The organism is Sphingobacterium yanglingense, assembly GCF_004363245.1.
Classification (GTDB): domain Bacteria; phylum Bacteroidota; class Bacteroidia; order Sphingobacteriales; family Sphingobacteriaceae; genus Sphingobacterium; species Sphingobacterium yanglingense.
Genome location: NZ_SNYV01000011.1, coordinates 1,155,746 through 1,170,869 on the forward strand (window position 1 = coordinate 1,155,746; position 15,124 = coordinate 1,170,869).

Sequence of the window (15,124 nt, forward strand, 5' to 3'; positions counted from 1 at the left end):
ATGTTTATTTAAACATAGTTTTAATGGTGCTCACTGGTCGATTTTGCGGTTTGCCAGATGAGCACTTTCTTTATAAATAGTTTTTGGGAACCATACTAAGTATCCCAGAATCATCGATACAGTGTTATCTCATTTTTATCCCTCCTGAATTTTAATTGGTGAATATTACATATCATGGTTATGACCTGCTCAACGGTATCTACCTGAGGCATCAGGAGTGAGTACCGGAAGCTACGGGTATCTATATTTTCGGCTTTCAAGATCACGCCATAGCGTGATAACATCAGGTTAGCTAACTCTTCAAAGGTCGCTCCATCTAACGTAAAACCACCTTTGGTCCACATATTGGCATATTCGGCATGCCTATCAAAGCATGTAAATAGTCTTTTTTGTGCGTCGTAACGAAGGCTCTTTCCGGCGGTAAGAATATGGGATTGCTGCTCCTTGCTGGTAACACGCACTCTTCCGCTCTGCACATCGACCGACACCTGCTGCAATGAAGGTGCATTGTGCACATTGAACGAGGTCCCCAATACACGGACATCAAGTGCATCCATAGCAACCGAGAAAGGGTGCTGTGTATCATGCCGTACATTGAAAAAAGCTTCCCCCTGATCGAGATAGACCTTTCGCTCTTTATGAAATGAAACTCGGTCAAAACGTAACCGGGTATTGCCACTGAGAAATATGGTGGAACTATCGGGAAGGACAAATTCACGCATTTCGCCGGCTGCTGTCGTAACCTGACTCAGACTGCTATTGAAAATGAACGGGAATAACCTTTCATTTTGATAGAAAAACAGACTGCTCGTGACCCCAAGGAGTAGGAATACCGCGGCAATAGACAACCATTTTCTTTTTTGTTGAAGCTGCAGTACAGGTGTTTGTTTTGGAATAACTACGGACTGTATCTCCGCTCGTACCTTATCCCGATGCTGGCTATCTGTAAAGGGAGACACCTCCTCGGACGAAACTATCTCGTACCAAGAATCGACTGTCTCTTTGCCCTCCTGTGATAACCCATTGTTAAGGTATTTTTGTACTATCTTATTGAATTTTTCTGAATCCACCTGCGTTATGATTTTACATATACTACAGCTAGAAACAGGTAAAGTACTTTAAGAAACTATGTTCTTTACATTAAGAAATCATGAATAAGATGATAGGTTATTAAAAGAGTCAATAGGTTGTCGTGATCGGCAAAACGTTGTGTCAGTTCTTTTTTTAAAATTGCACGGGCTTCGGAAAGGTAATTTTTTACGGTCTGCTCGGCAATGCCAAGCTTCTGAGCAATCTGTGTTATAGAATAATTGTCGGTACGCATTTGATAGACCGTCTTCATCAAGCCGCGTAAGTTCGCAACGGACTCTTCTACGATATGTTCAAGTTGACGATATACCGAACTAGAATCTCCCGCGATAACTGTATTTTCCATGCGATACAACATCTGTTCAACGACTTCTTTACGTACTTTCTCACTTGCATAGTAGTTCAACACCTTATTCTTCAAGACCCTAAAGAAATAGGGACGTAACGAGAGGTAATCACTGTTGATCAGGTGCCTTTTCTCCCAAATCTGAATATACACTTCCTGAACTAAATCCTTGGCAGTATCCTCGTCGCGCATGTGCCGGTAGGCTACAGTATATAGTTCTTCCCAATAGCAGTTAAAAAAATAGGTAAATGCCTCCGGATCTCCACTTTTAAAAAGGGATAGATAGGTAGATTCGTCCTTGGTATTGGTCTGTGTCACGATGTAAAAGTAAGGCAGCAAGATTAGGCAAATATTAAGTTTACGTAAATATTTGCCCCACAACATTTCCCTCTCCCTGATACCCGCTTCCCCAATCTCTATTCATTTTTACAATGCAATACACCAATGGTGATTTAAAAAGTAATTGCAATCGTTCAGGCGATTCATAAACGTTAAGTTTTGACAGATCGATGGCAATATTTTCAGTAGTTTTGAGTCAAATAAACAAGGATATGCTTATTATCGACTCTCCTTCTAATGATGCGTACTTCAATATTGCTTTAGAAGAATACTTATTATACAAATACCCTACACAGGCCATATTTTTACTCTATGTAAATGCGCCTTCAATCATCGTGGGAAAGTTTCAAAACACTTTAGCGGAAGTCAATCTAGATTATGTAAAGGAAAAAGAAATTAAGGTGGTACGCCGAATGTCGGGTGGTGGTGCTGTGTATCATGACTTGGGAAATCTAAATTTCTCCTTTCACTCCAAGCTGAATGAAAATGAGTTTTTGGACTTCGCTACATTTACACAACCTGTGCTAAATGTACTACATCAATTTAATATCCCCGGCCAATTGGAAGGTCGTAATGATCTACTGGTCGATGGTAAGAAGTTCAGCGGTAATGCAAAATTGGCCAAGGGTGGTAAAATGATTCAGCATGGCACTATATTGTTTGATTCCGATATGAGTGTATTGTCCGATGCGTTAAAGATAAACCCTTTAAAATACAAGGATAAAGCTGTAAAATCCAACAGGTCCCGTGTGGTAAATCTAAAAGAATACGTCTCTGATCATGTGGGCATTGAAGATTTAAAACAGGCACTCATCAAACAGATGATAGATGACAATCCCCAGACAACAATATACGAACTGACAAAAGACGATACCCAATCGGTTGAAAAGTTGATTGACGACAAGTACAGCACCTGGGACTGGAACTTTGGCTTTTCCCCGAAGTATAATTTCAACAATGCGATCAAAATCCCTGCTGGATATATAGAACTTCATTTGGATGTCTTACAGGGCGGAACAATCGATAATGCTAAAATATTTGGCGATTTCTTTGCTTCCAAACCTATTGAGGACCTAGAGACAAAGCTGGTGGGCATGAACCATAATGAAGAAGATATCCGCACATTTCTAAATTCAGTAGATCTTTCTGCTTATTTTGGGAATGTAACGGTAGATGAAATAATAACACTGTTCAAATAAAAAGTCACCTGGATAATACCAGGTGACTAATAAAATATAAACTATAGCTGTCTGAATTATCCTGACGTAGGCCAGCTGGATAAGATCAGAGCTCCTTAAAATACAGTAAATCCTATTCTCATTACTCTTCACCTTTGTTTTTTAATGCCATTAATAAGGTGTAGGCTCCCTGTAGGGCAATTTTCTTATTCCGCAATTGCTCGCTATTGACAATAGACACCCAACCGTCGCCATGATCACCACATTGTACACTGATCATCTTAAACTTATTTCTATCTATTATTTCGAACACATACTTGCCTCCTTCAAAGTCAACTACACTTTCTTCTGGTAATGCAAGAGCTGTAGTTTCGGGAACTACTACAGCTCCATTCATATACATCCCTGGAATAAGGGTTCCTCCCACCTCATTAAGACGAACGCGGATATCCACTGCCCTATCGGTTGATATGTTTTTGCCGATAAGAATGACCTGTCCCAAGTAAGTCTTGCTTGGATCACTGTTAGCGTATGCCGTCAATTGTTGTCCGATTTTTATTTTGTTCCAGTCTTTTTCAAATACTTTTAGATTGAGATGCAGGTCGGATGGATTCACTAACTCGAAAAGAACTTCCGATGCGGACACGTACTTACCTGTATTGACAAACACCTGTGACACAAATCCATCAAAAGGGGCATATAGATGTACTGTCTGTTTAATATTACGGACATTCAACTGATCTGGATTAATATGAATAAGTTTTAGTTTTTGAGCCAATGCCTGTTGATTAATCTGTAAAGTCTGATAATCGGCCTTGGCTTGTAAATACACTTTATCACTGCTGGCTTTGCTCTGGTTTAATTCGCGCTGACGGAGATATTCTGATTCGGCATTTTCCAATTGATTTTTTACAATAAGATAATCCTGCTGAAGTTGAATAAACTGATTGTCTTCTAATTCTGCAATTCTATCGCCTTTCTTAAAAAACATTCCGGGCAATAGTTTGATCGATTTGACATAACCGCCTAATGCACTACTGACAGAAATTAAATTTTGAGGGGGTACCTCGATTTTACCATTTAATTTGAGCGTTTGTGTAATCTTCTTTTCCTCTACTGCGGTAGATGAAAGTGTAAAGGATGCCAACTGGGCATCTGAAAGCTCCAGGATATTTTCGGTTCCTGAAGTCTCTACCGGTTCATCTGTAGCCTGTCCACCACCACAGCTAAAGAATAGTAACGTTATTAAAATGCTTGCTAAATATTTCATCGTTTGTTTATTTTGAAATGATATATTGGATCTGAATTGCAGTTTGATTAAACTGTAGGACAGCTTCGTAATAGTCGTTCTGTATTTGAACGGCCTGATTATTCAACATAACCCATTCTAGATAATTGATCTCACCATTGGTAAATTGCTCTTGTGCAAGTGCTATTATTTGCCCGGCATCACGCAATTGGTTGTGCTCAAAAACAGTAACTACAGCTTGTTGAGCATGAAAGTGCTTTAATAACCCTGCATAATCGCTTTCTAACTGCTTCTTTTTAGCTTGCAGTTCGTTCTGAACGTATAGAACCTTCTGCTCCTCGGCGCGGATCTGTGCTTTCTGCCCATGGTAAAATAAAGGAATACCGATGCCTATCTCTACAGAACTAAACCGATTGCGATTTATGTCATTGAAGCTTTGGTTGAAATATCCGATCGATAATTCGGGCAAAAGTCTCGCTTTCTCTAATCGCACATTTGCTTTTGATTTCTCAATTTCTTGAACTTGCAACAATAACTGTGGATGCTGGTCTAAGGCTACCTCGGTAAGTCCTACGGCTGTTCTATAGGTTATAGTAGAGGCAGACGGTTCATAACGGATGTCGCTATTCAGTAATAATTGCAATTGGATCTTCGCTGTTTCAATCGTCGCCGATAGCATTTGACGTTGAATGAGAATGTTTTCTCTTTGTACTGCAGCAGCCGTTCGTTCTAATTGATTACTCACTCCTTTTTCCAGTTGTAGATTGGCCTTTTCCAAAAAGCGAGCATACGCGCTATCAAGCTGTATCAGCACCTTCTCTTTTGCACGTAGAACAAGGATGTAATAGAACAATTCGGTTACGTTCTTTTTGACTTCCAGTATACTGAGGTTTACGCCAATAACAGCAGAGTCCCATTCTGTATGCAAAACTTTTCTTTGCTGTGTATATACTGTAGGAAAGCTGATAGATTGCGATAGGCCAATGCTATTATCGAACGCAGGACCATTTATTTTTCCGAACGTCGTCCGGAGCGCAGTCTGTGGAAGACTAGCTGCTGTAGCGATTCGCTTTGCGTGGTATTCGGCCAATAGGGATTGGCTTTTTGTAGACAGATTATTGTTTGCTGCTATTTCCAATGCTTTATCTAATGAAATATCCTGAGCCTGGAGGCTAAGGCCTATCCCTAAGAGAAAGAAAACAGTCACGGCCCGTTTGCCGAAACCTAGCCTGGAAAAGTTAAACCGCTCGAATCCGATGTATAAAATGGGGAGAACGTATAAAGTCAAAAATGTAGCGACCATTAATCCGCCGATAACTACGGTCGCCAACGGACGTTGAACTTCGGCCCCCGCCCCATTACTGATAGCCATAGGAAGAAATCCGAATGATGCTACAAATGCGGTCATCAAGACCGGTCGCAAACGGATACAGGTACCTTGGACAACAATTTTCCGCAAATTGGTTTCCCCACTTTCCCTTAGACGGTTGAACTCGGTGACTAATACAATACCATTGAGCACGGCAACACCAAACAAAGCAATGAAGCCCACGCCCGCACTAATACTAAAAGGCATCCCACGCAACGCTAAAAAGTAGATCCCCCCAATAGCTGACAAAGGAATAGCAGTGTAGATAAGAAGACTGTATTTGACAGAGTGAAAGGCGAAATACAGAAGGATGAAAATCAAGATGAGTGATATCGGCACGGCAATCATCAATCTATCCTTCGCTTTGTTCAAGTTCTCGAATGCACCACCATAGGTCACGTAATAACCGGGAGAGAACTTCATCCGTTTATCAACTTTGGCCTGGAGCTCATGAACAATTCCCTGTACATCCCGTCCCCGGACATTGAATCCCACAACAATCCTTCTCTTTGCATCCTCACGCTGAATCTGGGCCGGGCCATTCTCTATGGCAACATCGGCCAACTCGTACAATGGGATCTGACCTCCACTCGATAGGGGAACAAGCAGATTACGGATATCTTCTAGGTTTTCGCGTTGGCTCTCTCCCAGACGAACAGTAAGATCAAATCTCTTTTCGCCCTCATAGATCATTCCGGCTCGCTGTCCGGCAAATGCTGTATTTACAATTCTATTAACAGTCGCTATATTCAAATTGTACTGGGCTATACGCGCTCGATCATATCTTATAATGACCTGTGGCATGCCCGTAATAGGTTCAATATACAAGTCTTGAGCCCCTTCTACCGTCTTTATAAGTTCTCCAAAACGGCTGGCATAATAACTGAGACTATCCAAGTTCTCTCCAAATATCTTACAGACGACATCTTGCCGTGCCCCAGTCATTAGTTCATTAAACCGCATCTGTACTGGATACTGAAATCCCGTACTGATACCTGGAATAGATTCCAGAGATTTGCTCATTTTATCTGCCAATTCGGGGAATGACTTAGCCGAAGTCCATTCTTTTTTGTCCTTAAGAATGACCATCATGTCGCTCGCCTCCATAGGCATTGGATCTGTAGGCACCTCGCCGCTTCCTATTTTCGTAACGACTTTCTCTACCTCTGGATAGTTTTCTTTGAGAATATGGGCTGCTTTCTGGGTATACGCTATCGTAGTCTGAAGATTACTACCTGTCAGTACGCGCGTATCCACCGCAAAGTCTCCCTCCTCTAAGGCTGGAATAAATTCTCCGCCAAGGTTGGATAAAATAATAACTGCTCCTGTAAATAAGACCAAAACGGCACTGATAATCAATTTGGGGAAATGCAGTATTTTATCCAACAAATACTGATGACCTATTTCAATACGTCTCATCACTCTGTCCGACAGGGTTGGGGTTCCTTTTATCTTTTTGCTCAAGATCAAAGAGGTCATCATAGGCACATAGGTCAGTGAAAGAATAAAAGCTCCCATCAGTGCAAAGGCTATAGTTTGCGCCATCGGTTTAAACATCTTACCCTCAATGCCTTCTAATGTAAATAAAGGCAGATATACGATGAGAATAATCACCTGTCCGAACACGGCACTACTGATCATCTTATTGGCTGAACTCCCGACCTCCTTATTCATCTGTGACTGCGAAATAGCTTTAGTTCCTACAAATCTCTTATCATAGTGAAGCTGATGTAAAGCCGCCTCGACAATGATGACAGCACCATCGACTATCAGTCCAAAATCCAAAGCACCCAAACTCATCAAATTGCCACTGACACCGAATAAATTCATCATGATAATAGCAAAGAGCATGGACAGGGGAATAACCGAGGCGACCAATAACCCTGCTCTAAAATTGCCGAGAAATAGGACTAAAACGAATACAACGATCAACGCTCCCTCTGCTAGATTGGTCTCTATCGTACCGATTGCATTGTTGACCATTTTCGTGCGATCTAAGAATGGTTCCAACACAACTCCCCCTGGTAGTGTTTTTTTGATATTTTCAATACGTTCTTTTACATCTTTAATCACTTCGCTACTATTTGCTCCCTTGAGCATCATGACTACCGCACCGGCTACTTCGCCTTTATCATTGTAGGTCATCGCTCCATAGCGCGTAGCATAGCCTATTTTTACTTCCGCAACGTCTTTTAGCAAAATAGGGGTACCATCACTAAGGGATGTTATAGGAATCTTAGCGATATCTTCTTTATTTCCGATCAATCCCTCACTGCGTATGTACAATACAGTAGGTCCCTTTTCTATATAGGCTCCACCGGTATTTTGATTGTTGTTTTCTAATGCAGTAAATATATCGGATATGGACAAACTATGGGCTTGCAGCTGGTTCGAATTGACAGCTACCTCATATTGTTTGAGCTTGCCGCCAAAACTACTTACCTCGGCAACTCCTTTTACACCGAGCAGCTGACGCCTGACAATCCAATCTTGGATGCTACGTAGTTCAGTGACATCATATCGGTCTTGGTATCCTTCCTTGGCACGTATTACATATTGGTATATCTCGCCCAAACCTGTAGATATAGGACCTAGCTCGGGCACTCCAATGTCTTCCGGAATTTCGCTTCGAACTGCCTGCAAACGCTCGGAAACCTGCTGTCTTGACCAGTACACATCGGTATTATCATCGAAAACAATGGTAACGAGGGATAGTCCAAAACGGGAAAAGCTCCTTATTTCTTTAATGCCGTTGATATTACTATTGGCCTGTTCTATGGGAAATGTAACCAAGCGCTCAATGTCTGTGGCCCCCAGTGATGGAGCTACTGTTATGATCTGGACTTGATTATCTGTAATATCGGGCTGAGCATCAATAGGTAACTTAGTCGCTTCATACAAGCCTATACCAGCCAACGCAAGAGTCAACAGCCCGATGATGAGTTTGTTCCGTATGGAAAACTCAATAATCTGATGTAACATATTATCTGTATACTATTTAGTAATTAAAGGGAATAATGTGATGCCGACACCGTCTGGAGAATAAGGATAGATAACGAATGCCTTAGACCAATAGTCTAATCACAGACGTGATTATCATCTCTTATATATAGAAACGATATCAACAAAGTTGAGTGTAAACTCAATCCAATAAAAAACTAAGCGTATTTTGGGGGTTGCCAGATGGTAGACAAGAAGGTGTTGCTACTGAAGATATCATTGTATACCAATCTTTTCAATTCGCCGGATTGGGGAATTCTGTTCTGAAGTTCAAATAAGAAATTGGGAACACCGGTACAACAGACTGTCAGCACATTATTGTGTGTAATAAATGGAAGCTTTTTATCTTGATCATAATCATCATCTTCAGGATGATTGTCTAAATGATCACCATTATAGTGAAGCGTCATAAACTCTAAAATGGTTATGTCCGAATTATGAGCTTTATGTTCTGCATAGTGCTCTACAAGTACAGGCAATTTCAACAACTGAATAAGCTCTGTTGTTGAAAGCATGTAGGTGATTAAAAACAATATAGCGAACATCTTCTTCACAGATACAAAACTAGTCAAAAATGTAAAGCCTTTTATTTAAACTCGTAATTTGAAATTATTAAAAATTAAAGTTGTCCCATAATTCCCTCGAAACTTCCTTTCTTTGAGCTATGCTGTAAATGAAAACTGTTGTCCCATACGAAGAAGTGTAAATAGTCTAGGTAAGCTCAATGACATCATTGCCAACTATGGGAAACAATCGATTATCTTCGGTCTTTTTGATCATATACAAGCCTGTCCACTTCCCAAAAGCGGGGAGTGTAAGCACATTAGAATTTAAATAGAAACAGGGCAATCGGAATTGTTGTCTTCCTTTAGTATTAACCCCGACACCAGGATGAATATGACCTACAATATTCAAAATTGTACTGGACAGCCCAGCAATAGGTTCATGGGACAATATAAATACATCGTCCAGCTTGAGGTAATCCAGCACTTGGAGAGAAGACTGTTTTAAAAATACCGAGGATAAAAGGTCATGATTACCCTTTGTCAAAATAAAATCTATATGCGGAAATTGCTTAAGATAAGCTTCAAAGTCATCCCATTCTCGGTTCCATACGGAATGAAATAGATCTCCTAAAAAAATGACTTTTTGAACTGTCTCTTTTTGGAGCAGCTGCCCTAGACGATCGAGCTCGTCTTGAACCCGCATCGGCGGTACAAATAGACCTTCCTGTCTAAAGTACCCCAACTTACCAAGGTGCCAGTCTGAAATAACCAATATCTGATATTGTGGAATATACAATACCTTTTGGGCCAAAAGATCCAACATTATTCCTTGCCATACTATCCGTTGTTTCATGAATCAAGTTTCCCCTCCAACTGCAATTTTAGCTTTTCTAATCGACTCTGCCAATCTTCATTGCTGTATTTTTCACGGAAAGACTCGGAAAAGATAGGGAATGCGAACGGAGTCATCCTATTCGGAAAAGTCAACAGGATTTTGTGTGTACTAATGCGATCGAATGCGCGTTGCATCCTCCCTTCTTCCAACTGAAAATCAAAAACCTCGTCGTAAGCTTGACGAAGCAACAGATTGTGCGGATCGTAGTCTTCGAACACCGAGAAAAAAAGCCCTGCATTGGCCTGCAGGTGCTTACCTTTCATCTGCCTCCCTGGATAGCCCTGAAAGACAAGGCCTGCTATTCCTGCAATGTCCCTAAAGCGTCTGCGTGCCATTTCCTGTACATTGATACCGGCTGAAATATCTTGATGAACATGGGCGGGAGACAGCAATTGAGTGATTAGGTCCAGGTCAATAGAAAAAGGTGTAGGCGATAACAACTCAAAACCGTACTCATTGCTAGCTATACTGAAGCTTATAGGCTGTAGTTTCCCAAGCCTGTAGGCTAATACTTGTGCGACACCTTCATGTACCAATTTACCATCAAAAGGGTAAACAAAGAGATGATAACCATATCGCGTATGGATGTACTCCACGAGAAGCTCATCCTCTTTAGGGAGTCCAGAACGCTTCTCTTGCTCTTTAAATAAGGGATGTAAAAACCTAATCTCACGACTTTTCCCAGACTTTTTATGAATATGGCTGAAGCTATGCCGAATGGCTATGCCCAAGTCAGGTGAAATGGAAAAACGCCCACCCATCCAGGAGGGCACAACTCCTGTCTTGCGACTACTAGGCTTTACCACAGCTTCTAGATTGCGCACCTGGATTAATTCGAGCTGCCTGCCTGAAAACCAAAATACATCACCGGCTTTTAGTCGGGAGATAAAATACTCTTCGATACTGCCCAAGTACTTGCCTGACATAAACTTGACCCGCATCATAACATCTGAAACAATAGCTCCAATACTGAGACGATGCCGCATTGCTAACTTACGGCTTTCTACTTTATATAAACCATCGACCTTCACCAATCGGTGGAAATCAGGATACGCTGACAACGAGTTTCCTCCATGAATAAGCATGGCCATACACTGTTTGAACTCCTCGTTGCTGATACTCTCATAACAATGGGTTTGTTTTATTTCTTGAAAAATAACCTCAGCATCAAAACCATCTCCTACTGCCAAAGTTGTCAGGTATTGCAAAAGAACATCAAAGCTACGAATGTAGGGAATTCGCTGTTCGACTATTTGATGGGACACGGCATATTTCAACGAATCCCCCTCAATAATTTCAAGGGAATTTGTAGGAACATAGTAAATATACGAAGTCTCATAGGGTCTATGCCCGGATCGACCTGCACGTTGCAAAAAACGAGCGATACCTTTGGGCGAGCCAATCTGTATAACACAATCGACAGGTCGAAAATCCACGCCCAGATCTAAACTGCTCGTACATACTACTGCTTTTAGTTTCCCCTCATGTAGAGATTGCTCGACCCACTGCCTGATTTCATCGCTCAACGACCCATGATGAATAGCTAACACACCAGCAAATTCGGGATACTGGTTGATAATATGCTGGTACCATATTTCAGACTGGGAACGGGTATTGGTAAAAATCAATGTGGTACCGAATCGATTAACAATATCCACTACCTTGTCCAACAATTTGATACCGAGGTGTCCAGCCCAAGGAAACTTCTCTAAACTATCAGGCATAACTGTTTCAATAACGAGCTTTTTTTGTATATCCGCTTTCACCATAACCCCCTCATGCCCTTTTCCTAACAGAATTTCTTGTGCCTCGTCAAGATTGCCGATAGTAGCGGATACACCCCATATCTTTAAGTTCGGATTGATAGCCTTCAATCGGCTTAATGCCAACTCGATAAGTACCCCACGCTTACTTCCCAGTAATTCGTGCCACTCATCCACAATGACAAATTCCAGATTTTTGAAATAGTCTGCTGCTCCTTTAGAAGCTAGGATAAGATGAACGCTCTCTGGCGTAGTGATCAAAGCTTGTGGAGGAGATTTCCGTTGTTTTTGGCGTGCGGAAACTGGTGTATCTCCCGTACGCAGTTCGATCCGGTAATCCAATTCAAGATCTGCACTGACCGCCTGAGTGGCTTTGTATATTTCTTTGGATAAGGCCCGCAATGGGGTAATCCATAAGGTATGTAGCTTAGGTCCCTTAAGACGTTCTCTTTGTTTCAAAAACCGCTTGTCGCCATAATAATGTTGCAGTACACCGAACCATAAGGCAAAGGTCTTTCCAAAGCCCGTTGGTGCATTCAATAGCCCTGACTTTCCTTTGGAAACGGCACTCCAGGTTTTCTTCTGAAACTTATGCGGTTGCCACCCTTGATTAAAGAACCAGACATCAGCGATTGGATTCATTTCGGGTATTTAGAAGTGTTAATAAATCTTGTTTGGTATTTGCTTCTTGAGCTATTTTATCCCGACGCAATCGTAAAATCCGTGGAAAGCGCAATGCAATTCCAGACTTGTGCCGTGTACTCAAACCAATACCTTCGAAGGCTAATTCGAAGACTAATTCAGGTTTTACTCTGCGAACTGGACCAAACTTTTCAAGTGTATTTCGCTTTATCCATTGGTCAACCTCTGTCAATTCTCTGTCTGTCAAGCCCGAATAAGCTTTGGTAAAGGGAACTAGTACCTCTTCATCCCATACGGCAAAAGTATAATCGGTGAATAAGTTAGCACGGCGCCCATGTCCAGATTGGGCATAAATCAAGACTCCATCGACCGTCATGGGATCTGCTTTCCATTTCCACCAATTGCCCCGCTTACGACCAACTTCATAGGGGCTATCTCTATGCTTGAGCATCAACCCTTCGGCATTATGTTCTCTTGAAGATATTCTGAAAAGTTCGGCTTCCTGCCAGCTTTGAAAGGACTTAATAGTGGATAGCTTTAGTATAGGACTAAGAAAATCCGCTTTCAATAGTTCTTCGAGTAGACGACGACGTTCGTGGAGCGGTAGACCGCGGATATCTTCGCCGTTCCATTCCAACAGGTCGTAACAAACCATTACCAACGGGACCTCTTCTAGATTGCGTTTGCTGACTTGCTTTCTTCCAATACGGGTCTGCATCAACTGAAAGTCTAGTGGATACCCATCCTTCCATGGAATTATTTCACCGTCCAATACGGTTCCATTCGGAAGAATTGAACGGAGTGGCTGAAATTCGATAAACTTGTCGGTCATCAAATCCTGCCCTCGACTCCAGACAAACACTTCATCTTGTCGAATGATAATCTGGCCACGAATGCCGTCCAACTTGGGTTCCAAGATCCACTCTTCTATATCAGCCCCCTCAAAGAAACTCGGCTCTACCGGATAGGCCAAAAAAAATGGATAAGGTAAAAAGTGCTTTTCTTGAAGAAGTTGTTCTTGAAACAGAGTCTCAAAACTCTCTTGAAAAGGATCCCATTTGCCCATGATACGATGTTCGACGACAGGCTCCTCCATAGTTAGATACCTAGATAGCGCTTTTACAACCAATTTTCGTGACACACCTACTCTAAAATTGCCTGTAAGCAGCTTATTGAACAGAAACAAGCTTGTCCCACTAAACATAGACCAATAGGATTCAATTACCTGTCGCTGTTGCTCTGTAGATTGTTTCTGTAGCATTATAACATCCTGTACCAAGGGACGTAGGTAAAAGGGGTGACTGTCATTATCTTTTGTCAAAACAAGTCCTAAAGTCTCTGCTAAATCTCCTACAACATAATAAGATTCCTCTAAAAGCCACAATGGAATACCCGCAACCTGGGCAGCCCACTTTCTCAAATCTGTAGTTTTGATGGGACGTTTAGGTTTATACCCCATTAATAACGCTATTCCTAATAGTTTCTCCTCTTCCTCAGCAGATTGAAGATAATTATAAATGATTTCTGTTTTTTCAGATGTCTTGGTCGTCGCATCAATCCGTTCAAACAATTCTACAAAGTTCATTCTACATCCTCCATTCCATCATTATAAAGGGTTTTTAGAACGGATGCCTCCAGGACATAGTTCTCACTTATCCAACGGGAAAAATTATCTTCATAGCCATGGGTGAGGTAGACCTTTTGGGCTCCAGTGGCTATAACAGCGTCATTGAGTTGTCTCCAGTCGCAGTGATCTGATAATGGAAATCCCTTATCTACGGATCTCCGTCTACGTGCTCCACGTAACTGCATCCAACCGCTACACATCGCCTCCCGATAAGGCTTTAGCTTTCTCAGCCAAGGGCTACCATTTGCTGAGGGTGGCGCTATAATAACTGCTCCCTCTATCTTACTCTTTTCCATGTCGGACCGTAGATGTACGCCCGGAAAGCTATAGCCAATAGTGGCAAGTGCCTCATTTACATTTGCTACGGCGCCATGTAGGTAGATATCGCCTATGGATTGGTCCAGATGTGCTAGTATATTCTGCGCTTTACCCAGCGCGTAACCATACAGAACAGTATTGTACCCATCCTGTGCATTGGATCTCCACCAGTCATTGATTTGCGAGTAAATATTCGAACTTTTAGGAAACTGATAAATTGGTAACCCAAACGTACACTCAGAAATAAAATGGTCGCAAGGCACTAACTCAAATGGTTGGCTAACACCATCGGGTTCGGTTTTATAATCACCAGTAAACACCCACACTTCGCCTCTGTATGACAATCGAATCTGTGATGAGCCGATAATATGGCCCGCAGGATGATAGGAAATTTCTACGCCGTTGATTTCAAATGACTCACCATATTCCACTCCCTGAACAGACTGGTCAATACCTAACCGCAGTTTTAAGATAGGAATGGTATGCTGATGACAGATATAATGCTGCATCCCCCAACGCATGTGATCGCTATGACCATGGGTAATCAATGCGACCTTTACAGGTCGCCAAGGGTCTATATAAAAATTCCCTTGCCTACAATATAAACCATTTTCATTGACAGTAAGTAAGGACATAAGCTAGCAGTGTAATCATTATTCTGTTTCATTATGCTAACAAGCGACGAGCATTATTGTTTAGAACGAAGTGGCTTAAGAGAATTATTAAACAGTATGTATATATGGCTAAAAAGCGCGTTTATGAAGTGCTACAAATTCTTATGAAGCTCTTAACTACTCGAAGAA

At 41.6% G+C, this 15,124-nt stretch carries 10 protein-coding genes; 1 reads left to right on the top strand and 9 read right to left on the bottom strand.

Going from position 1 to position 15,124, the window contains the following annotated elements:
- Window positions 1–110: 110 nt before the first annotated feature.
- Both CLV99_RS07265 and CLV99_RS07270 read right to left on the bottom strand, forming a co-directional pair.
- Window positions 111–1,070 carry a FecR family protein gene (locus CLV99_RS07265; RefSeq protein ID WP_133583809.1) on the bottom strand — a complete coding sequence of 320 codons (960 nt, stop codon included), beginning with the start codon at window positions 1,068–1,070 and terminating at the stop codon, window positions 111–113.
- 65 nt (window positions 1,071–1,135) lie between these two features.
- Window positions 1,136–1,753, bottom strand: a complete 618-nt coding sequence (locus tag CLV99_RS07270; protein ID WP_162850047.1) for an RNA polymerase sigma factor — start codon at window positions 1,751–1,753, stop codon at window positions 1,136–1,138.
- Window positions 1,754–1,944: 191 nt separating this feature from the next.
- Here CLV99_RS07270 and CLV99_RS07275 point away from each other — a divergent pair, with 191 nt between their 5' ends.
- Window positions 1,945–2,973: a lipoate--protein ligase gene (locus tag CLV99_RS07275; protein WP_246032711.1), complete on the top strand. Its 1,029-nt coding sequence runs from the start codon at window positions 1,945–1,947 to the stop codon at window positions 2,971–2,973.
- A gap of 121 nt (window positions 2,974–3,094) precedes the next feature.
- Here the strand turns inward: CLV99_RS07275 and CLV99_RS07280 are convergent, their stop codons facing one another.
- The 7 genes from CLV99_RS07280 to CLV99_RS07310 all read right to left on the bottom strand — a co-directional run bounded on the left by CLV99_RS07280 (window position 3,095) and on the right by CLV99_RS07310 (window position 14,956).
- The gene (locus CLV99_RS07280) at window positions 3,095–4,222 is read right to left on the bottom strand and encodes an efflux RND transporter periplasmic adaptor subunit (protein ID WP_133583812.1); all 1,128 of its coding nucleotides are present in this window, start codon (window positions 4,220–4,222) and stop codon (window positions 3,095–3,097) included.
- A gap of 7 nt (window positions 4,223–4,229) precedes the next feature.
- The gene (locus CLV99_RS07285; protein WP_133583813.1) at window positions 4,230–8,552 is read right to left on the bottom strand and encodes a CusA/CzcA family heavy metal efflux RND transporter; all 4,323 of its coding nucleotides are present in this window, start codon (window positions 8,550–8,552) and stop codon (window positions 4,230–4,232) included.
- A gap of 176 nt (window positions 8,553–8,728) precedes the next feature.
- Window positions 8,729–9,085 carry a hypothetical protein gene (locus CLV99_RS07290; RefSeq protein WP_133583814.1) on the bottom strand — a complete coding sequence of 119 codons (357 nt, stop codon included), beginning with the start codon at window positions 9,083–9,085 and terminating at the stop codon, window positions 8,729–8,731.
- Between the two features lie 196 nt (window positions 9,086–9,281).
- A complete protein-coding gene (gene pdeM / locus CLV99_RS07295; protein ID WP_133583815.1) occupies window positions 9,282–9,929 on the bottom strand; it encodes a ligase-associated DNA damage response endonuclease PdeM in 648 nt (215 codons plus the stop codon).
- Window positions 9,926–12,376 carry a ligase-associated DNA damage response DEXH box helicase gene (locus CLV99_RS07300; RefSeq protein WP_133583816.1) on the bottom strand — a complete coding sequence of 817 codons (2,451 nt, stop codon included), beginning with the start codon at window positions 12,374–12,376 and terminating at the stop codon, window positions 9,926–9,928. The genes pdeM and CLV99_RS07300 overlap by 4 nt, the downstream gene beginning before the upstream one ends.
- The gene (locus CLV99_RS07305; RefSeq protein WP_133583817.1) at window positions 12,360–13,961 is read right to left on the bottom strand and encodes an ATP-dependent DNA ligase; all 1,602 of its coding nucleotides are present in this window, start codon (window positions 13,959–13,961) and stop codon (window positions 12,360–12,362) included. Before CLV99_RS07305 ends, CLV99_RS07300 begins: the two co-directional genes overlap by 17 nt.
- The gene (locus CLV99_RS07310) at window positions 13,958–14,956 is read right to left on the bottom strand and encodes a ligase-associated DNA damage response exonuclease (RefSeq protein ID WP_133583818.1); all 999 of its coding nucleotides are present in this window, start codon (window positions 14,954–14,956) and stop codon (window positions 13,958–13,960) included. Before CLV99_RS07310 ends, CLV99_RS07305 begins: the two co-directional genes overlap by 4 nt.
- Window positions 14,957–15,124: the final 168 nt, after the last annotated feature.